Below are 20,752 nucleotides of genomic sequence, written 5' to 3'. Positions count from 1 at the left end.
GTAGAAGGTGGGGCTTCATATATGGAGTGGTTAAAGAGAACTTGTTTTTCTAACCTGGAGAAAGAATCACAGAAAAATCATTTATTGCTGTTCATTACGATTTGTAGTTTCTTTCTTGGAATAATCGCGATTGGGTATTACGGATATATTTTTACAGAGAGAGCAATAGCGTTTTGGGTTTGTGGTATTTCAGTTGTTGTATTTGGAACGCTGTTTACTTTTATAGAAAGCATGGAAGCGATGTATAAATATATCATGACATTTATGTTGCTTATTATGTCTTTCATTATGGTACAAGCTTTTAATGAAAGTCCGGCTGTATTTCAAATGGTCTACTTTACATTAGCAGTTTCACTTATTTATTTAAGTGAACGTCTCGTTATCATTCTCGGCGGAGTGGCGGTTATTATCACATTTATTCTTTGTAGTTATTGGCCGGAGCAATTTTTTGCTTATACAGCGGCATCTGAAGCTGCAAACTTCGCAAGCTTGTTAGCGATCGTAACGATTGCAATGTGGGGCGTAACGAAGATTGGCTCTAATTTGTTAGCTCGTTTAAGTGATGAGAAGCAAGAAGTAATGAGGAAAGCTCAGGAGCTAGAAGAAACGCAAAGACTGATTGAGGAAACGGTTGGGAAACTAGATAATAATTTCAATCACTTAAGAGAAAATATGAATACATCGATGGAGTCGATGAGTGAAATTAATTTTGCTTTTGAAGAGGTGGCAGTTGGCACTCAATCACAATCAGAGATGATGGCACGTTCAGTAGAAGTATTGAACGATATGGAAGGGAATATTGAACAAATCATTTCGCAAGTAAGAAATGCATCGACTCGTGTTGATGAAAGTTTAGAGATTTCAAAGGGTAGTGTACATACTTTACGAAATTTTGAAGCGAATATGAGAAGTTTAAATGATGTTGTTTCACAATCAGGAATTATATTTAGAGATTTAATGATGCAGTCGAAGCAAATCAACGAAATTGTAGATGTAATAACGAATATCTCAAGTCAGACGAGTTTGCTAGCTTTAAATGCAAATATTGAAGCGGCAAGAGCAGGCGAGCATGGAAAAGGATTTGCTATTGTAGCGAATGAAGTATTAAAGCTTGCCGAAGAATCAAATCGCTCTGCGGGGAGAATTCAAGGTATTTTGAAGGAGTTTAGTAATCAGGCAAGTAAAGTGGAAGTACAGGTAGAAAAATCAGAAAAAGTACAAGAAGAATGTAATGAAATGCTAGCAAGTGTTTTAACAAATGTAACGGATTTAGGAAAGTTTATTGATGCAATTAATGATGTAATGAGAGAGATTGTTGGTCATCAAGAAAACTTGCAGGTTAAAACGACAAATATCGTAAAGGATGTTACACATGCTTCTAATGTAATTCAGCAAACTTCTGCGGCTACGGAAGAAGTGTTGGCAAGTGTGGAAGAAGAAAAACATCGAAATGATATATCGGTGAAGACGTTGCATACTGTTAGCGAGCAAGTGAAGTTGCTAGAAAATATTTTAGAAAAGTAATATCTCTTAAAAAGGGCACACTATGTGTGCTCTTTTTTCATTTAAATGAATACTTGATAGTAATTTAATTGCTTTTCTGCGCGTTTTCTGCCAAGCTTAAGGAGATAAACTGAGACTTTAATTAGTGGGGCAATACGCTACTGATTATTAGTTGAACCCCGCAAATAGCGGAATAAAATACTTCAAAGAAAGAATTATATAGGTGACGCATATGATCGAAGTTAAGACTTCTGAACTTAGTGATGGAGAATTTAATAGAGGGGTATTTGCAACTCGTGATATTAAAAAGGGTGAGTTGATTCACTCAGCACCAGTTATCTCTTATCCGAATGAACAGCATGAACACATTGAGAAAACGTTACTTGCTGACTACGCATTTGAGTATGGGGTAAATCATACAGCATTCCTTTTAGGATACGGCATGTTATTTAATCATGCATATAATCCGAATGCAACGTATGATATTGTCTTTGAGAATCACACGTTTAACTTCTTTGCTTACAAAGATATAAAAGCGGGAGAAGAGATTCTAATCAATTATAATGGTGAAGTTGATGACGATGAGCTATTATGGTTTGATAAGGAAAAAGAAGAGAACGAAAAGTAAATTATAATAAGTAATAAAAAAGATGCTTTTACATAGGTAAAAGCATCTTTTTTTATTGATGAAAATAAAAAAAGATTACAAAAAAATACCACTTTATTTTCGTATGGTATAGTAAGATACTGAAGGATAGTGTTTTGAAAAAGTAATATATTTTACAAATTGTTGTCTTTCTGATGACATGTCAAGTTTAGTAGCCCATTTGGGTTGCTTTATTATGCAATATATATTTTAATATGAGTGGCACCTCTTATAAATTAAGAGGTTTATAGGTGTCTCGAATTGATTTTGGGTACACTGTATCCACCACTTTAGGTTCGTTCATGTATGTGGGGATATTATGGGCCCGTATAACGGGATAAAAAGAATATAGAAATAGAGGAATCGTAAAATGAATATGCAAGAGGTTTATAAATATTTAAGTACGGTATTGCCTGAAGGTCATGTGAAACAAGATGAAATGTTAAAGAATCATACGCATATTAAAGTTGGTGGAAAAGCAGATGTGTTCGTTGCGCCGACAAATTATGATGAAATTCAAGAAGTTATCAAATATGCTAACGAATATAATATTCCAGTTACGTTTTTAGGAAATGGATCGAATGTCATTATTAAAGATGGTGGAATTCGTGGGATTACCGTAAGTTTAATTCACATTACAGATGTGACTGTAACAGGAACGACGATTGTAGCACAGTGTGGTGCAGCAATTATTGATGTATCACGTATTGCATTAGATCATAATTTAACGGGTCTTGAGTTTGCTTGTGGTATTCCAGGTTCAGTTGGCGGAGCTTTATATATGAATGCTGGCGCATACGGCGGTGAAGTATCGTTTGTATTAACAGAAGCTGTCGTAATGACAGGTGATGGAGAGTTACGCACTTTAACGAAAGAAGCATTTGAATTTGGATATCGTAAGAGTGTATTTGCAAACAACCATTACATTATTCTTGAAGCGAGATTTGAGCTTCAAGAAGGTGTGCGTGAAGAAATTAAAGAAAAAATGGATGATTTAACGTTTAAACGTGAGTCAAAACAACCTCTAGAATATCCTTCATGTGGTAGTGTATTTAAGCGTCCACCAAATAACTTTGCTGGTAAATTGATTCAAGAATCAGGACTACAAGGTAAGCGAATTGGCGGAGTGGAAGTTTCTTTAAAACACGCTGGATTTATGGTGAATGTTGATAACGGAACAGCACAAGATTACATCGATTTAATTCACTTTGTACAAAAGACTGTTGAAGAGAAATTTGGCGTGAAGTTAGAGCGAGAAGTAAGGATTATTGGAGAAGATCTATAATAATCTTTGAATTAAGAGCGTATAAAAGTATGAATTATTTTAAAATAATATTTGGGTATTGTTGACAAGTTGTTTTCAATTCAATATAATGGCTAATAATTTAACAAATAACATACGTTGAAAGAGCCCAGTAGCAGTTTGTCACTGTTAACGAGAGAGCTAGGGGTTGCTGGAACCTAGCACAAACAAACTTGCGAATTACACTCTGGAGTATCTTAGGTAATGCTAAGCGGATTGGCAATCGATATTATTGCTAAGAGTGGTATGAGTAGCTATGCTATTTATACAAACTGGGTGGTAACACGGTGAATAATCGTCCCTATGTCATAGACATAGGGACTTTTTGTTTTAAAAAATAAAGGGGATGACAAAAGATGAATATTATTGATGAATTAGAATGGCGCGGCGCTGTGAATCAACAGACTGATGAAGAAGGTTTACGTAAGCTAGTAGAAGAGAAAAAGATTTCACTATACTGCGGAGTTGATCCGACTGGTGATAGTATGCATATTGGACATTTAATTCCGTTTATGATGATGAAGAGATTTCAGTTAGCTGGCCATCATCCAGTTATTTTAATTGGTGGGGCAACAGGAACGATTGGTGATCCGAGCGGACGTCAATCAGAACGTCAACTTCAAACGTTAGAAGTAGTTCAGCATAATGTGGATGCGTTAACAGCGCAAATGAAAAAGCTATTTGATTTTGGCGGAAATAGCGAAGTGAAGATGGTAAATAACTACGACTGGACACATGAAATAAACATTATTGAGTTTTTACGTGATTACGGGAAGAACTTTAGCATTAATAGCATGTTAGCGAAGGATATTGTAGCAAGTCGTTTAGATACAGGAATTTCTTTTACAGAATTTACGTACCAAATTTTGCAAGCGATGGACTTCCATCATTTATACACGAAAGAAGATGTTCAACTGCAAATTGGTGGTAGTGACCAATGGGGAAATATTACGAGTGGTTTAGATTTAATTCGTAAGTTAGAAGGGCACGAAGCGAAAGTATTCGGATTAACGATTCCGTTATTACTGAAATCAGATGGTACGAAGTTCGGTAAATCAGCAGGTGGTGCAGTTTGGCTTGATCCTGAAAAAACAACACCATTTGAATTTTACCAGTTTTGGGTGAATACAGATGACCGTGATGTAGTGAAATACTTGAAATACTTTACGTTCTTAACGAAAGAGCGCATTGATGAATTGGCAACGAAGGTAGAAACAGAGCCTCATAGACGTGAAGCGCAAAAAGTATTAGCGGAAGAAATGACGAAATTCGTTCATGGAGAAGAGGCCTTCCTGCAAGCTGTGAAAATTACAGCAGCGTTATTTAGCGGAGATATTAAATCATTAACAGCTGATGAAATTGAGCAGGGCTTTAAAGAGATGCCAACATTCCAGTCTTCAAAGGAGACGAAAAATATCGTAGAATGGCTAGTCGATTTAGGAATTGAGCCATCTAGACGACAAGCACGTGAAGATATTAATAATGGAGCTATTTCGATGAATGGCGAAAAAGTAACGGATGTGGGTACAGATGTTACTGTAGAAAATTCATTTGATGGACGATTTATTATTATTCGTAAAGGGAAGAAGAACTACAGCTTAGTGAAGTTAGGAGAATAATTTGTGTGAAAGGATGGGAGTAGGAAGAATACTTCCATCTTTTCATATACACAATTTAGACATAAAATAATCAGTAAATTTAGATAATTAAAAGGGTTATAATATTCTTCTGCCGAATAAATAAGTTAGAGAAAATTACGGACAAAAATAGCCCGAACCATGCAGGGCATGATTCGGGCTTATATTCAGATTAGTAAGCTAAGCTGAATAGACCTTTAATGTGTGATAAGTAACGAACGTTACTTGCTTCTTTCATTAATGATGCTGGTAAGCCTTTAAGTGGAGTATTGCTTGCTCCAATTGTAGCAACAGCATCTTTACGTCCTAGACTAGCAAGTGTTCCAGAGTTTACAGGTGCGAACTCTTCGAATGCTTTGCCTTCTAGTGCTGCGTATAAGTTGTATCCAATTAACTCACCCATTTGCCAAGCGATTTGTGCAGTTGGTGGGTATGGACGTCCGTCTGGAGCGAAGACAACAGCGCTGTCTCCAGCAACGAATACGTCTTTGTGAGAAGTAGATTGTAGGTATGCATCAACTGTTGCACGGCCACGGTTTACTTCAAGACCTGATTCACCGATTAATGGGTTACCTTGTACGCCGCCTGTCCAAACGAATGTGTTAGCAACAAGTTTTTGACCGTCTTTTAAGTCGATTTCATTGCCAGCAACGTTTGTTACAGGAAGACCTGTTAAGAATGTAACACCGCGTGCTTCTAGGCTAGTAGTTGCACGTTCGATTAAGTGGTCTGGTAATACTGGAAGGATTTTTGGACCTGCTTCAACAAGAAGAAGTTTAACTTCTTTTGGATTTACGCCGTGGCTTTTTGCAAGTTTAGGCATAATGTCAGCAAGCTCACCAACTAGCTCAACGCCAGTTAATCCGCCACCACCGATTACGATTGTAGCATCAGCTTCGTTTTTCGTTTTCGCGTATTCACGAATACGGTCTTCAACGTGTTTGTAGATTTTGTTTGCATCAGCAGCAGATTTTAATACCATGCTGTTTTCTTCTAGTCCTGGAATACCGAAGTAAGCAGTTTTACTTCCTAAAGCAACTACAAGTGCGTCGTAAGATAAAGTAGTGCCACCAGCTAGTTTAATTTCTTTGCTATCAACTGAGAATGACTCAACTGTTGCGATTTTAAGATCGATGTCTTTACCTTTGAAAAGCTTTGTAAGTGGCATTGCAATTGCTTGCTCAGCAACGTTACCAGCTGCAAGGCGGTGTAGTTCAGTGATGATTTGGTGTGTTGGGTATTGGTTAATCACTGTAACTTGTGCTTCTGATTTGCTGTAATATTTACGTACGTTTAAAGCGGCAAGAAGACCGCCATAACCAGCGCCTAAGATGACAATTTGTTTTGACATAGTATGATATCCCCCGTCTTTACTAATTGTTGTTATAAGTTAACTTATTTATTGTTACGTTCTGCACTAATTTGAAGATATGCGTTCACAAAGCGGAACATTTTTTGTGCTTGTGGGTCTTTTAGTAATTTTAATAGACCGAACAGGCCGATAACTTCGTTGCTTTCGTCAGCACGATCTTTCGCTTCGATAGCAGTCGCAGCCATGCCTTTCACTGTATCTTTTACAGGTTCTACAAGCTCTGTGATTGCACTAACAGTGTCGCTTTTTAATACTTCATCAGTAGCAACAGTTTGAGCGAAGTCATAAGACTTAGTTAAAATATTAACAAGCTCAGTTAATTTTGGAAGCTGTTCTACTAGTGTAGTTAATGATTCTTGTACCTCAGGTTTTAACAACTGATCAAGTACATCAAGTTGTCCTTGGCTAGCAGAAATTTGTACAGTTTCTTGTTCTGGCTTTGTTTGAGTCATAGTTTCTGGCATCTCCAATTCTCCTTTACGATAGCAATACTCTTATTTTTGATAGGTAAGATAGTAAACGTTTGCGAAACTTTATACAAAGTTTCACAAAGCACAATAAAATGCCTTTAAATTTATGCCAGCAAGTAAGCTGAAATCATAAATCCAAAACCATAATGTCCTACCTATTATTTATGAACTGTCCGATACATGGCTTGTCCGCATAATGGAAAGTTCCTTTATCGGAAAGTGTATATAATATATATCCTATATTATATACTATATACACCTATGTTAACATAAAAATGATTCCTAATTATTTGATATTAAGCGTATAATGTAGTACTGACAAGGCGTGAAAGCGCATAAATTATTTTGTTAAGGTTAGAAAGGTACGTATATATAAATAAAAAAAGGAAAAAATGGACAAATTTATGTTCATTTTTTCCTTTTTTTATTGTTCACCTTCTGTAATTAGCATCGATGTGTTACCGCTTTTTTCAAGGTGGCATTCGCCCCAAGTACAAAGGGAATCAAGAATGGATTCTAAAGACCAACCGTAGTCTGTAAGAGAATATTCTACTTTCGGTGGTACTTGATTGTATACCTTTCTTTGAATAACTCCGTCTTCTTCTAATTCGCGTAATTGCTGTGTTAACATCTTTTGTGTAATACCAGGCATGAGACGTTTTAATTCACTCGTTCTCTTTGTACCTTTCGTTAAGTGGCAAAGAATAACGACTTTCCATTTTCCGCCGATAACCTCTAAAGTCGCTTCAACGGGAATATTATATTTCTTCATATAAAAAAATCTCCTTTGATGAATATAGATTTCAATTCTCCAACAAAAGAAGCCAAATAATTTAAATGTTACTAAAAAGTACCTATAGCACTTTAAAGTACGTACTTTTTATCATGTTGAATATGTTCCATAATAGCATACGTAAGAGGGAAATGAGTAGTACGGTACTAAAAAGTGCCTATGTTACTTTTTGGTACCTATCGTACTTTAAAGTGCGTTCTTCAAAAAAAGAGTGAAGCCATTCATAATAGCATATATCAGCAGTAACATTATTTTTGTAGAAGAAAAAAGGCCTTTTTTCATACTATTATGATTGGATTTCTCGTATTAAGGAGGAGTTCAATTGAATTCATATACAGTATCTTCTTCGGTAGTACAGACGAATCGGAGAAGCATGTTTGCTTTATTAGCACTAGCAATTAGTGCGTTTGGAATTGGTACAACCGAATTTATTAGTGTCGGTTTATTACCATCTATTTCAGAGGATTTACATGTTTCTGTTACAACAGCGGGTTTAACCGTTTCTTTATATGCATTAGGAGTAGCGTTTGGTGCCCCAGTATTAACGTCATTAACAGCTAGTATGTCGCGAAAGGCGTTATTAATGTGGATTATGATTATTTTCATTATTGGTAATGGAATTGCGGCAGTGGCAACAAGTTTTACTGTGTTGCTTATCGCAAGGGTTGTATCTGCGTTTGCACACGGCGTTTTTATGTCGATAGGATCCACAATTGCGGCTGCGCTTGTACCAGAGAATAAACGTGCGAGTGCAATTGCATTTATGTTTACTGGTTTAACTGTTGCGACCATTACAGGCGTACCGATTGGAACATTTATCGGTCAACAATTTGGCTGGAGAACATCGTTTATGGTAATTGTGGCAATTGGAATCGTTGCCTTAATCGCCAATAGTATGCTAATTCCTTCTAACTTAAAAAAAGGTACGTCTGTATCATTTCGCGATCAATTCAAACTGATTACGAATGGAAGGCTATTACTTGTATTTATTATTACTGCATTAGGATACGGGGGAACATTCGTAACGTTTACGTATTTATCTCCGCTATTACAAGAAGTAACAGGATTTAAATCAAGTACCGTTACAATTATTTTGTTAGTGTACGGAATTGCAATTGCGATTGGGAATATGGTTGGCGGGAAATTATCAAATCATAATCCGATTCGAGCATTATTTTACATGTTCTTTATTCAAGCAATTGTATTATTTGTTTTAACATTTACAGCGCCATTTAAAGTCGCTGGACTCATCACAATTATTTTTATGGGACTATTTGCGTTTATGAATGTTCCAGGGCTACAAGTGTATGTCGTTATCTTGGCTGAGAGATTTGTTCCAAGTGCTGTTGATGTGGCATCAGCGATTAACATTGCAGCATTTAACGCAGGAATTGCTCTTGGTGCTTACTTGGGCGGTATTGTAACGAACTCGTTAGGGTTAATTCATACGGCCTGGGTAGGCGGCATCATGGTAGCAGGGGCTGTTATTTTAACAGCGTGGAGTATGACATTAGAAAAAAGGGATTAAGTGAAATAAGGGAGAGAAAATATAATGAAAAATTTACAAAGTACAACAACATTGCATAACGGTGTAGAAATGCCTTGGTTCGGTTTAGGTGTATTTAAAGTAGAAGATGGACCAGAACTTGTAGAAGCAGTAAAATCGGCGATTAAAGCAGGATACCGCAGTATTGATACAGCTGCGATTTATGGAAATGAAAAAGCAGTTGGAGAAGGAATTCGCGCTGGTATAAAAGAAGCCGGGATTACTCGAGAAGATTTATTTATTACTTCAAAAGTGTGGAATTCGGATCAAGGATATGAAACGACACTTGCTGCATATGAAGAGAGCTTAAAAAAATTAGAGCTAGATTATTTAGACTTATATCTTGTCCATTGGCCTGTAGAAGGGAAATACAAAGATACGTGGAGAGCGTTAGAAACACTGTATAAAGAAGAACGTGTGCGTGCAATTGGCGTAAGTAACTTCCAAATTCATCATCTGAAAGACGTATTAGCAGGTGCAGAAATGAAACCAATGATTAACCAAGTGGAATATCACCCTCGTTTAACACAAAAAGAATTACAAGCGTTCTGTAAAGAGCAAGGTATTCAAATGGAAGCATGGTCACCACTTATGCAAGGTCAATTATTAGATAACGAAACATTACAAGAAATTGCTGATAAGTATGATAAAACGACAGCTCAAATCATTTTACGTTGGGATCTTCAAAATGAAGTTGTAACAATTCCGAAATCAACGAAAGAACACCGCATTATTGCAAATGCTCATATATTTAATTTTGAATTAACGAAAGAAGATATGGAGAAAATTGATGCGTTAAATGAAAATCATCGCGTTGGTCCAGATCCTGATAACTTTGATTTCTAAACTTATAGTGGAGAGAAGGGGTGCAAACAGTTTGCACTCTTTTTTGTTTTGCTTATGCATAAAAAAAGTTTCTAACTAAATAATAAGCAGAAGAAAATTTGTTATTTCATAAGGGGTTGTAAACATGAATATAAAAAGATCGTTCAAGCTAATGGCCGCTTTTTTGAGTGTTTTATTTGTATTTGCGAACTTATTATTTCCACTTCAAAAAGCATTCGCGGAAGTTATGGATCATACAAAGTATGAAATGGATTGGAGTTATAGTAGGTCAAAGAAGAAACCAATTCGAACAGAGCTTATTAAAACAGCAGATGGAAAAATTGCCTTTTGCTTAAATGTAGATTTGAAATCTCCAAGCGGTCAAGATTTACCGGAAATGGGCAAAGTGGATATTAATGTATACCGTGTACTGTTAAATGGGTATCCGCAAAAGAGTCCACAAGAATTAGGTGTTTCTGATTGGAGAGAGGCACATTATGCAACGCAGCTTGCAGTATGGAATGCGTTAAAACAAATTGATATTAATGATTTAGATTTCCGTAATAAAAATGTAGAAAAGGTAACGAAAGATATCGTTGCAAAAGCAAGTGCTAGTGAAGAATTACAAGAAATTACGATGAGCGTAATACCGTCAGAAGAACAACAAGCAGTGTTGAAAAATGATTTCTTTGAAACAGGTTTATATACAGTAGAAACAAATGCGAAAAGCGGAACATATAAAGTGCAAGCAACAGGTGCACCAGAAGGCGCGAAATTTGTAAATGAAAAGGGCGAAGCAAAAACGGAATTTAATGTAGGAGAAAAGTTCCGCATCTTAATTCCGAAACAAACACCAGCTGGTGGGTTTAGCTTTAAAGTATTAGGAAATTTAACAAAGTTACAAGGGATTGCACATAAAGGGACACCGACTATTCAAAATGCAGTTGTATTACTTGAGCGTAGTGAAGAAAAAACAAGTCCGGAGTTATCGGTAAGTTGGAAAACAACAAATGGTCATGATAATAATAAACCACATACTCCAAATGAACCACATAAACCGAATCAAAAGAGATAATGAAAAAGCATTGGCACACAGCCAATGCTTTTTTGCAGTTCATTTATTTACAGAGCCATTATCTTTAGTAAAGCAGTTTGCATATGCACTGAATGGATCTTCGATACTTTTCATTATATGGTTGACGCTTTTACAATGTATCGTTTGGTGGTTATTCGTAGATAGAAAAAGGAGTGGATTATAATCGATAAAGATATTTTAATGTTACCGCTAGTACTTATAGCGATTGCTCTATTTCTTTTCACTTCACAAATCTACATAGCGACCCTTTTGTATAAGTATGAAAAGTCTTGGTGGTGGGGAGGACTTAGTTTTCTTTTACCGTTCGGACTCAATGTGTATATATATCAAATTATTATATTAGAAAATCGAGTGGGGATATTGTTTGAAGGACTAAATTTAAGTGAAAGAAAATTATGGAGAAAAATATATGTTCTTGTTTGCATGCTTCGGATTTCTTGCATCACCAACATGAATATTTTGATCAGTACGGTATAATGAAAACAAGAAATTAGAGAGAGAGATAAAAAATGAAACTTCGTATTTGTGAAATAACGACAGAAAATCGGCATGAAATTGCTAAGTTAAAAGTAACAGAGGAACAGCATAAATTTATTGAAAGTACAGTTGAAAATTGTTTAGTTGATACTGAAACAAAATATAAAGAAGATGCAATTTCAGTAGGGCTATATGATGGTGATACACCTATTGGATATGCAATGTATGGCTGGTTTGAGGAAGAAGAAAAGGCTGTATATTTAAATCAATTTGTCATCGACAGTGCATGCCAAGGAAAAGGGTATGCAAAACCATTATTACGTTTGTTGATGGACCATTTTAACACAGAATATAATTGCAAAGTTATGTATTTAAGCATACATCCAGAAAATAAACTTGCACAAAAGTTATATGAATCAATAGGCTTCCATTTAACTGGTGAAATTGAAGATGAATGGTTACATGGAAAAGGATTTATAATGAAACGTATGCTGGATTAATAAAAACCTGTCCGGAAGATTAGTATCTTTCAGGCGGTTTTTTATTTTAAAATAGCATTGGAATTTAAAATTTGAACATTACGATTTATGGATTAATTCATAAAATTTTAATATTAATCTAATTGAAATGTCTATCTAAGGAGAAAAATATCGTGTACAATTCACTTTGGAAAAACTGTCCATAGATGGATGCCTATGAATTAATTGTAAAAAAACAATATTTTTATACACATTTTTCATGTATAGACAACAATACGTATTAAATGTATTTCTTATCATTATCCCGTGATGTAAAAAAAGGAGAACTCATCATAAAACATAGAGAAAGATGAGGAGGAATTTTAGACTTAAAATTTTTTTCTATATAAGAAAGCGAATACATATAGGGAATAAAGGTAAGCGATATTGGGGCGCGAAGTTTTGTTGTGTATTTAAAATGGTTGTATAAAGATAAATTGATTTTGCAGTAAATGAATATATCTATGATGGTTTGCATTACAAAAAGAACAGGGGACACAGATTATGTCGAAGAAAAAGAGTAGTAGGGTATTAGTGGCTGGGATATGTATATCTACATTATTATCGCCAGTAGCTTTCGAAGCATCGAAAGGATATGCAGCACCTTTGGAAGAAAATAAAGGTGGAAAATTAGAAGAGGTTAAAGAGAATAAGTTTGAGCAAAGGACGTTTCATGTACCTGGAAAAGGTGATATAGAAAAGGAAACGAAACGCTTAAAAGTAAGTGTTCACCTTTCGGTTAACGAACTGACTGGAATTTATGCAGCGCCAAACGAAAAGATTACAATTGAAATAAAAGGAACGCAGTCTATTCAAGCTTTTATGGGAACGAGATCATATGATGAAAAGGACCCTGAAAAGTTTGATTTAAAACCTGGTAAAAATGTTATTTCATCACCAAATGGTGGTATTTTATATTTTTACAATATGAACGACGAAGGTGAGGTAACGGCTTCTGTTACGAATGGTGGTAGCCATTTTCCTTTGTTTATTTTAGGTAAGCATACGAAAAAAGATTTTGATGAAATGTTGAAGAAATATAAGGATCCTTATGCAGTTGAATTAAAAGGTGAGAGAAGTTTAATTACTGCGAGTTATAATGCTGTTCAAGATCATATGAACGATACAGATCCAATAAAGTTAATGAAATTACATGATAAGATTATTCGTTTGGAAAATGCAGTAGCAGGATTATCTGAGGACGGTATTGGAGTCGCAAAATCTCCAAATCATTACGTTCAGTTTGTTGAAAAACGGAATCCGGATGAAGATGATTATATGTTTGCAACAGATTATCGTACAGCATATATCCCAAAAGTAATGAATAGAGTATTGGATTTAGAAGTACTTGAAAAGGATGGTTGGGGACCATGGCATGAAGTTGGATATTTACATCAACAAAGGCCGTGGGACTGGGATGCTGTTGGGGAAGTAACAGTCAACATTTATTCTTTAGCAGTACAAAAAGCATTAGGGAATAAACTAGACATGGAAGAACATTATGAAAAATCATTTGAGTATTTAGAAAGACCTATTGCCGAAAGAGTAATTGATGAAATTGATCCGCTTACGATGTTTTGGCAATTAAATATCGTTTATGGGGAAGATTTTTATCCTACATTGCATCAAGCGTATCGCTTGTTATCTGAAGAGGAAATGCCTACTTCTGATGAAGAGAAAAAGCAAATGTTTGTTTATATGACATCAAAAGTGGCAGGACAAAATTTAGTTCCATTCTTTAAAGAATGGGGATTAACTCCAAGTGATGAGACTAGAGAAAAAATAGAAAAATTAAATTTACCTAAATTAGAAAAAGAAATATGGAAAGCTACAGATAGTAATGATATTCGCGAGAAGCAAGTTGAACCGTATAAAGTTCCGTATGGTGAACCTGCTAATGAGGTACAAAACCTTGTAGTTGGTACGAATTTTGATGAAGAAAAAGCGGGTAAACTTGTTCAAAATTTAGGTGAGAATGTAAAAGTAACAGGTAAGATTATATGGTCTAAATTAGACGCTGGAAAACAGGAAGTGTTAGTAGAAATTGAGGATGAGAAGGGAAATAAAAATTAAATTCCTGTTCAAGTTAATGGTATTTATGGTGACAGTATCATTTTTCAAGGAATTTCAAATGATGTAATGTCAACAGTGACGCTTCGTCACAATGAAAAAGAATTAAATGTAAACTTTACTAGTAATAAAATACATTACCGTTTTGAAAAAGAAGCATATATGGGTTTGACAGTATATGATCGAAATGGAATTGAAAAGAAACGTGTATCAGCAGAAGGGCAAGAAACTGGAAAAAGATTTGCTGAACTAAATGGAGTGGATTTTGAATATGGAGATGTAGTGAAAGTGTATCATGCCGAGTCAGGTCGTTTAATTTGGTACAAAAATAGTGAGTTAGTTGGAAAAGGAGATAAGAAAAAGTTTAAAGAAATTTCCTTCAAGATTACTCCAAATGGCTTAGAACAAGTGCAATAATAAAAAAAGCTCGTAAAACATTATGTTTTACGAGCTTTTTTTATTACTCAGCTTCAGAAACTACTGTGAAGCGTTCGTTTACGTGTTTTGGATTTTCGATTTCATCAAGTGCTGCAACTGCGAAGTCTTCGTAACTTACGTAGCTATCACCTTTTGCGTTAACAAGAAGGTTGTCTTTGCCAGCTGTATAAGAGCCTGTGCGTTTTCCTAATGCAAATAGTGCAGAAGGGCTGATGAATGTCCAAGTTATATCGTTTGTTTGTTGCAAGATTTCTAAGTTTTTACCTTGGTTTTGAGCTGTTGCAAGGTATTCATTTGGGAAACCTGGCGTATCAAATACACGCGTTGTTTTCTCTTCGTCTACAAACAAGCTTCCAGCGCCGCCAACTACAAGTAATTTTGTGTTAGGTGCACCTTTCATAGCTTCAATTAGTACGTTTCCTGCATCTACGTGAAGATGTTCTTCTCCTGCTGGAGCGCCGAATGCATTTACAACTATATCAAATGCTTGTAGGTCATTAGATGTAAGAGCGAATACATCTTTCTCTAAAACTTTTATATTTTCTTCTGTAATTTTTGCAGCGTTTCTTACGATTGCAGTTACTTCATGTCCGCGATCTAATGCTTCTTTTAAAATACGACTTCCTGCTTTACCAGTTGCTCCGATGATTCCGATCTTCATAATAAATCCCTCCAAATTGTTTTGTTAAAGTGTATATCTGAAAGTAAATGAATTTGTTGTAATAAGGTTTGTTACAACCTGATGTAATCATTATAGTTACAGGTTGGTGTTTTTGTCAATGGGGTAGTTTGTATATTTACTTTTTGTTTTAGTATGTACAGTTAAAGGGAGGAGAGTCATAAAGATATTGTTACTTCGTGTCTGGCTAATATTTGGAAATTGCAAATTGTCGAAAAATGTTGATTTTTAAATGTTTTTTAAATATAATTCGTTTTATGGAGAAAAGGAGGGGTTAATTGTATGAATATTTTAGAGCAATTTGTTTCATCAACGAATACAATTCTTTGGTCATATATTCTTATTGCAATGTTAATTGGTTTAGGTCTTTATTTTTCTATTAAATTGAAATTCGTACAAATTACTCATTTAGGGGAAATGGTTCGATTAATGAGTGATGGATTAACTGGAAAGACGCGTAAAAAAGGTAGTGTATCTTCTTTCCAAGCGTTCTGTATGAGTTCAGCAGCTCGTATTGGAATCGGGAACTTAGCCGGTGTAGCGTTAGCTATTTCTATGGGAGGACCTGGAGCGGTATTTTGGATGTGGGTTATTGCGATTGTCGGAGCGTCTTCAAGTTTCGTGGAAAGTACGCTTGCACAAATTTATAAAATAAAAGATGGCAGTGGCTTCCGTGGTGGTCCTGCTTATTATATGGAAAAAGGTTTAAATAAACGTTGGATGGGAATTTGGTTCTCTATCCTTATTACAATTAGTTATGGTTTAATTTTTAACTCAGTACAAGCAAATACAGTTACATTAGCATTTAAAAACGCTTTTGGTATTGAGCGTTACGTTGTTGGGATTGTATTAGCAGTATTAGTTGCGGTTATTATTTTTGGTGGCGTGAAAAGTATCGCGCGTATGTCTGAAATGATCGTTCCGCCAATGGCACTTATTTATATTGCAGTAGCAATTTTCGTTGTTATTAAAAATTATTATTTAATACCGGATATGTTTACAGAAATTTTTAAAGGAGCATTTGGTTTAGATTCAGCTGTAGGTGGCGGTATCGGTGCTGCAATGAAGTATGGTATTCAGCGCGGATTATTTGCGAACGAGGCAGGTATGGGTAGTGCGCCGAACGCGGCAGCAACAGCTGATGTAACGCATCCGGCGAAACAAGGTTTTATTCAAACAATTGGAGTGTTAGTGGATACATTCTTAGTATGTACATCAACAGCATTTATCGTACTATGTTCTGGTGCATATAAGGCAACAAATTTAGAAGGTATTGAATTAACGCAAAATGCATTAAGTTCACAAATTGGCCCATGGGCAAGTAGCTTCTTAGCGATTATTATTTTCCTATTCGCTTTCAGTTCACTTCTAGGAAACTACTATTATGGTGAAACGAACATTGAATTCATTAAACAAAGTAAAACTTGGTTAACGATTTACCGTATTGCGGTAGTGGGAATGGTATTATTCGGTTCTGTTGCCACACTTCAAGTTGTATGGAATATGGCGGATTTATTTATGGGACTAATGGTAATCACAAACTTAATCGCGATTACACTTCTTGGCCGATTTGCATATGCTGCTTTGGCAGACTATGTAAGGCAAAAGAAACAAGGAAAAGATCCAGTCTTCAGTGCAGATTCTATTCCTGGTTTAACGAATACGGAGTGTTGGGATAAGCCAGTGGTAACAGATAAAGAAAAAGCAGTGTAATGAAAAGGTGAGCATCGAGATAAATTCGATGCTCACCTTTTTTGTTGTAGTAAATGATGAAAAGGGTGAGAGGGAATTATTAATATAATTTTGTTTGTTCATTATTCCCGTTATTTGTAGAGAACGCACTGTCTTAAAAGTATGACCGGTCGAATGGGATGAGTGATTGAGTATTGGATAAATGCACATACTGGTTATATTTTTACGTAAAAAAACATATATGTTAAGAAATTTAACGTGTACATGTTATAAAACCTAACATAAAGTTCTTGATTACTAAAAGTTTTTAGAATATAATTTTCTTATTGTTAGGAAGAGGGGGCAATGCAATTATGGATTTTTTAGCTAAGGTAATTGGGGATGTAAATAATGTCCTTTGGTCATATGTCATTATTGCGATGTTAATTGGGTTAGGGCTTTACTTTTCATTTCGTGTGAAATTTGTCCAAGTTCGTTACTTCGGTGAAATGATTCGATTGCTTGGGGATGGGGCAAGTTCGAAAACGAGGAAAGCTCAAAAAGAGAAGAGCGGTGTATCATCGTTCCAAGCTTTTTGTATGAGTACAGCCTCTCGTGTAGGTACTGGTAACTTAGCTGGTGTAGCTATCGCAATCTCAGCAGGTGGACCAGGAGCGGTATTTTGGATGTGGTTAATTGCGGTAATTGGGGGTGCTTCTGCATTTGTAGAGAGCACATTAGCGCAAATTTATAAAGTAAAAGATGGGAATGCATTCCGTGGTGGTCCAGCGTATTATATGGAAAAGGGTTTAAAGAAACGCTGGCTAGGAGTTGTCTTCTCTGTTCTAATAACAGTTAGTTTCGGATTAATTTTCAACGCCGTGCAGTCAAACACAGTAGCGGCGGCTTTTGATGGAGCATTTAACACAGATGGTAAGTTTGTAGGTTTGTTTATGGCTGGTTTACTTGCAATCATTATCTTCGGCGGAGTAAAACGTATTGCACGTGCGGTTGAAATGATTGTTCCAGTAATGGCAATTATATATGTAGCAGTAGCATTATTCGTTGTTGTAACAAACATTACGGCAATTCCGTATGTATTTAAAGAAATTTTCTTACATGCTTTCGGAATTAAAGAAGTAGTAGGTGGGGGATTAGGAGCTGCGGTTTTACTAGGGGTAAAACGTGGATTATTCTCAAATGAAGCAGGTATGGGTAGTGCGCCGAACGCAGCTGCGACTGCAAACGTAACGCACCCAGTTAAACAAGGTTTCATTCAAACTTTAGGGGTATTTACAGATACATTATTAATTTGTAGTTGTACAGCATTTATCATTTTATTATCAGATGTGCCTGGAGCGGCTGATTTAAACGGAATTCAATTAACGCAACAAGCATTAAGTCAACATATCGGACCGTGGGCTTCTATATTTGTAGCAGTTGCAATCTTCTTGTTTGCATTTAGTTCATTAGTGGGTAACTACTACTATGGTGAAACGAATATTGAATTCTTAAATGGAAGTAAAGTGTTATTAAATGTATACCGCATTGCTGTGCTTGGTATGGTTGTTTTAGGATCTGTAGCAACAATTCAAATCGTTTGGGATTTAGCAGATTTATTTATGGGGATTATGGCTGTTATTAACTTAGTTGCGATCGTATTCCTTTCTAAGTACGCTTTCGCGGCATTATCAGATTACGTTAAGCAAAAGAAACAAGGAAAAGATCCAGTATTCTATGTGGAGTCTATTCCAGGTTTGAACAATACAGAGTGCTGGGATAAGCCAGCAGTAGCTGATAAAGAAAAAGCAGTATAATGAGGTGAGCATCAAGTGAAACTTGATGCTCATTTTTTTGTTTTATCCTGCTATTTGTGAACAGTAAAACTCTCGATTGATACGGGCTAATAATCAGTGGGGATGATACTGATTAAAGTTTCGCTATATAATGTAAAAGACGAACATTCATGAACGTTTTATAATAAAATGTAATTTTTTAAGAAAAGTGCGGATATGAGTTGTGATTTATGTTAGAATGGAAAATGCCTTTGAAACAAGAGGTTTTATGATCTTTCCTATCCGATTGAAGGTTTTAGAGGAGAAATGGAAAGTTCGGATTATTTCTTATTTCAAGTGGTCAGACGTTCAACGTTAATGAAGAGTTAAATGGAGGATTTTATTAATGAAGTTTGTTATGTTTCTTGTAGGATTGCTCGTTGTATTTGTACTCGGTTTTCTTATAAGTGCCGATCGAAAGAAGATTAAGTATAAACCAATCGCAATTATGCTTGTTATTCAGCTAGCGTTAAGTTATTTCTTATTAAACACGCAAGTTGGTTATATTTTAGTAAAAGGAATTTCAGATGGATTTGGCGCGCTTCTTGGATATGCGGAAGCTGGAATCGTTTTCGTATTTGGCGGTCTTGTTAATAAAGGAGAGGTTTCATTCTTCTTAACAGCGTTATTACCAATCGTATTCTTTGCCGTTTTAATCGGAATTCTGCAACACTTTAAAATTTTACCGATATTTATTCGTGCTATTGGTACTGCGCTAAGTAAAGTAAATGGTCTAGGAAAACTAGAATCATATAACGCAGTAGCAGCTGCCATTGTTGGGCAAGCGGAAGTATTTATTACAGTAAAAGATCAATTAAGTAAAATCCCAAAACATCGTTTATATACATTATGTGCATCTTCCATGTCGACAGTATCAATGTCAATCGTAGGTTCTTATATGAAAATGATCGAACCGAAATATGTAGTAACAGCACTTGTATTAAATTTATTTAGTGGTTTCATTATTATTCATATTATTAACCCGTACGATATTACAGAAGAAGAAGATACACTGAAATTAGAAAATAAGAAAAAACAGTCATTCTTTGAAATGCTAAGTGAATATATTATGCTTGGTTTCACGATTGCAATCACAGTAGCGGCAATGTTACTTGGTTTCGTAGCATTAATTACAGCAATTAATAGCTTGTTTGATTCAATGTTCGGTATTACATTCCAAGCTATTTTAGGATACATTTTCTCACCATTAGCATTTGTAATGGGTATCCCGCAAGCAGAGATGGTAACAGCGGGACAAATTATGGCAACAAAATTAGTATCAAACGAATTTGTTGCGATGCTGGATCTTGGAAAAGTAGCTGGTGATTTATCAGCTCGTACAGTTGGTATTCTTTCTGTATTCCTTGTATCATTTGCGAACTTCTCATCAATCGGAATTATCGCAGGTGCAACGAAAGGTATCGATGAAAACCAATCAAATGTTGTATCATCATTCGGTCTACGCCTTGTGTACGGTGCGACATTAGTAAGTATTCTATCAGCGATTATCGTTGGTGTTATGTTATAAACAAAGATGGCCCTAGCTTATAGCTAGGGCTATTTTTTATGGTAAATTTGCATGAAAAAACCAATTAGTTAGGAATATATTAACATATAAAAATCTTTTAAAATTTATATTGCATTTCGATTAGATAACGCTTACAATTTGATTTGTAGGTGGTATCAATTTCAGACTTTCAAGTATGGTAGGAGAGAAGAAGCTACCTTTTATAAATTGCAATTTATGTAAACGCTTACTGATTTTAGAAAACAGTTGAATAATATTTAGGGGTTTTAAATTTTTTAACATCAATGGTCAGACGTCATTCGTTATACGTTATACGACCAATAACTCGTGGGAGAAGTGGAGGAT

At 35.5% G+C, this 20,752-nt stretch carries 15 protein-coding genes, 1 pseudogene and 1 other annotated feature; of the genes and pseudogenes, 12 read left to right on the top strand and 4 right to left on the bottom strand.

The annotated features are described in order from the left end of the window. Window positions 1-21 precede the first annotated feature (21 nt). From RBB48_RS06085 to tyrS, 4 genes are all read left to right on the top strand, one after another. Window positions 22-1,524, top strand: a complete 1,503-nt coding sequence (locus RBB48_RS06085) for a DUF4077 domain-containing protein (RefSeq protein WP_088064774.1) — start codon at window positions 22-24, stop codon at window positions 1,522-1,524. A 211-nt stretch (window positions 1,525-1,735) separates the two neighbouring features. Next, complete coding sequence (locus RBB48_RS06080; RefSeq protein ID WP_000573650.1) at window positions 1,736-2,131, top strand: SET domain-containing protein; 396 nt, start codon at window positions 1,736-1,738, stop codon at window positions 2,129-2,131. A 388-nt stretch (window positions 2,132-2,519) separates the two neighbouring features. After that, complete coding sequence (murB, locus tag RBB48_RS06075; protein ID WP_048542427.1) at window positions 2,520-3,434, top strand: UDP-N-acetylmuramate dehydrogenase; 915 nt, start codon at window positions 2,520-2,522, stop codon at window positions 3,432-3,434. 108 nt (window positions 3,435-3,542) lie between these two features. Continuing rightward, window positions 3,543-3,758 (top strand) — a binding site (T-box leader). 50 nt (window positions 3,759-3,808) lie between these two features. After that, window positions 3,809-5,071, top strand: a complete 1,263-nt coding sequence (gene tyrS / locus RBB48_RS06070; RefSeq protein WP_088064773.1) for a tyrosine--tRNA ligase — start codon at window positions 3,809-3,811, stop codon at window positions 5,069-5,071. A gap of 190 nt (window positions 5,072-5,261) precedes the next feature. Here tyrS and RBB48_RS06065 read toward each other — a convergent pair whose 3' ends face one another. The 3 genes from RBB48_RS06065 to RBB48_RS06055 form a co-directional block, all read right to left on the bottom strand. Beyond that, a complete protein-coding gene (locus RBB48_RS06065) occupies window positions 5,262-6,440 on the bottom strand; it encodes an NAD(P)/FAD-dependent oxidoreductase (protein WP_000043194.1) in 1,179 nt (392 codons plus the stop codon). Between the two features lie 44 nt (window positions 6,441-6,484). Then, window positions 6,485-6,925, bottom strand: coding sequence for a DUF1641 domain-containing protein (locus RBB48_RS06060; protein WP_001115312.1), 441 nt, complete (start codon window positions 6,923-6,925; stop codon window positions 6,485-6,487). Window positions 6,926-7,355: 430 nt separating this feature from the next. After that, window positions 7,356-7,703, bottom strand: a complete 348-nt coding sequence (locus RBB48_RS06055; protein WP_000760478.1) for a winged helix-turn-helix transcriptional regulator — start codon at window positions 7,701-7,703, stop codon at window positions 7,356-7,358. Window positions 7,704-8,097: 394 nt separating this feature from the next. On the opposite strand from RBB48_RS06055, the gene RBB48_RS06050 reads away from it, so the two are divergent. The 5 genes and pseudogenes from RBB48_RS06050 to RBB48_RS06030 form a co-directional block, all read left to right on the top strand. Beyond that, on the top strand, window positions 8,098-9,252 hold the full coding sequence (locus tag RBB48_RS06050; RefSeq protein ID WP_176546149.1) for an MFS transporter: 1,155 nt from the start codon (window positions 8,098-8,100) through the stop codon (window positions 9,250-9,252). Between the two features lie 24 nt (window positions 9,253-9,276). Next, on the top strand, window positions 9,277-10,116 hold the full coding sequence (locus RBB48_RS06045; protein ID WP_060488090.1) for an aldo/keto reductase: 840 nt from the start codon (window positions 9,277-9,279) through the stop codon (window positions 10,114-10,116). A gap of 124 nt (window positions 10,117-10,240) precedes the next feature. Further along, window positions 10,241-11,170, top strand: coding sequence for a thioester domain-containing protein (locus RBB48_RS06040; protein WP_088064771.1), 930 nt, complete (start codon window positions 10,241-10,243; stop codon window positions 11,168-11,170). Window positions 11,171-11,700: 530 nt separating this feature from the next. Beyond that, the gene (locus RBB48_RS06035; RefSeq protein WP_088064769.1) at window positions 11,701-12,168 is read left to right on the top strand and encodes a GNAT family N-acetyltransferase; all 468 of its coding nucleotides are present in this window, start codon (window positions 11,701-11,703) and stop codon (window positions 12,166-12,168) included. Between the two features lie 522 nt (window positions 12,169-12,690). Then, window positions 12,691-14,661 (top strand): annotated as a pseudogene (locus RBB48_RS06030) (M60 family metallopeptidase); the annotation flags it as partial. 55 nt (window positions 14,662-14,716) lie between these two features. Here RBB48_RS06030 and RBB48_RS06025 read toward each other — a convergent pair. After that, window positions 14,717-15,355, bottom strand: a complete 639-nt coding sequence (locus RBB48_RS06025; RefSeq protein ID WP_088064768.1) for an NAD(P)-dependent oxidoreductase — start codon at window positions 15,353-15,355, stop codon at window positions 14,717-14,719. 300 nt (window positions 15,356-15,655) lie between these two features. Between RBB48_RS06025 and RBB48_RS06020 the strand changes: the two genes are divergently transcribed. From RBB48_RS06020 to RBB48_RS06010, 3 genes are all read left to right on the top strand, one after another. Continuing rightward, the gene (locus RBB48_RS06020; protein WP_088064767.1) at window positions 15,656-17,086 is read left to right on the top strand and encodes an alanine/glycine:cation symporter family protein; all 1,431 of its coding nucleotides are present in this window, start codon (window positions 15,656-15,658) and stop codon (window positions 17,084-17,086) included. A gap of 332 nt (window positions 17,087-17,418) precedes the next feature. Then, on the top strand, window positions 17,419-18,861 hold the full coding sequence (locus RBB48_RS06015) for an alanine/glycine:cation symporter family protein (protein WP_088064766.1): 1,443 nt from the start codon (window positions 17,419-17,421) through the stop codon (window positions 18,859-18,861). Between the two features lie 364 nt (window positions 18,862-19,225). Continuing rightward, the gene (locus RBB48_RS06010) at window positions 19,226-20,407 is read left to right on the top strand and encodes a NupC/NupG family nucleoside CNT transporter (protein ID WP_000673848.1); all 1,182 of its coding nucleotides are present in this window, start codon (window positions 19,226-19,228) and stop codon (window positions 20,405-20,407) included. The last annotated feature ends 345 nt before the right edge of the window (window positions 20,408-20,752 follow it).

The sequence above is a fragment of the Bacillus sp. MMSF_3353 genome, assembly GCF_030733445.1.
GTDB lineage: Bacteria > Bacillota > Bacilli > Bacillales > Bacillaceae_G > Bacillus_A > Bacillus_A wiedmannii.
Note: the sequence above shows the minus strand (reverse complement) of the source record. Positions and strands in the feature narration are given on the sequence as shown.

Bases quoted from the DNA above. Each gene is read 5' to 3' on its own strand.
- RBB48_RS06010 (WP_000673848.1), top strand. From the start codon at position 19,226: ATGAAGTTTGTTATGTTTCTTGTAGGATTGCTCGTTGTATTTGTACTC.
- murB (WP_048542427.1), top strand. From the start codon at position 2,520: ATGAATATGCAAGAGGTTTATAAATATTTAAGTACGGTATTGCCTGAA.
- RBB48_RS06045 (WP_060488090.1), top strand. From the start codon at position 9,277: ATGAAAAATTTACAAAGTACAACAACATTGCATAACGGTGTAGAAATG.
- RBB48_RS06065 (WP_000043194.1), bottom strand. From the start codon at position 6,440: ATGTCAAAACAAATTGTCATCTTAGGCGCTGGTTATGGCGGTCTTCTT.
- RBB48_RS06050 (WP_176546149.1), top strand. From the start codon at position 8,098: ATGTTTGCTTTATTAGCACTAGCAATTAGTGCGTTTGGAATTGGTACA.
- RBB48_RS06020 (WP_088064767.1), top strand. From the start codon at position 15,656: ATGAATATTTTAGAGCAATTTGTTTCATCAACGAATACAATTCTTTGG.
- RBB48_RS06080 (WP_000573650.1), top strand. From the start codon at position 1,736: ATGATCGAAGTTAAGACTTCTGAACTTAGTGATGGAGAATTTAATAGA.
- RBB48_RS06060 (WP_001115312.1), bottom strand. From the start codon at position 6,925: ATGCCAGAAACTATGACTCAAACAAAGCCAGAACAAGAAACTGTACAA.
- RBB48_RS06025 (WP_088064768.1), bottom strand. From the start codon at position 15,355: ATGAAGATCGGAATCATCGGAGCAACTGGTAAAGCAGGAAGTCGTATT.
- RBB48_RS06085 (WP_088064774.1), top strand. From the start codon at position 22: ATGGAGTGGTTAAAGAGAACTTGTTTTTCTAACCTGGAGAAAGAATCA.
- RBB48_RS06040 (WP_088064771.1), top strand. From the start codon at position 10,241: ATGAATATAAAAAGATCGTTCAAGCTAATGGCCGCTTTTTTGAGTGTT.
- RBB48_RS06035 (WP_088064769.1), top strand. From the start codon at position 11,701: ATGAAACTTCGTATTTGTGAAATAACGACAGAAAATCGGCATGAAATT.
- RBB48_RS06015 (WP_088064766.1), top strand. From the start codon at position 17,419: ATGGATTTTTTAGCTAAGGTAATTGGGGATGTAAATAATGTCCTTTGG.
- RBB48_RS06055 (WP_000760478.1), bottom strand. From the start codon at position 7,703: ATGAAGAAATATAATATTCCCGTTGAAGCGACTTTAGAGGTTATCGGC.
- tyrS (WP_088064773.1), top strand. From the start codon at position 3,809: ATGAATATTATTGATGAATTAGAATGGCGCGGCGCTGTGAATCAACAG.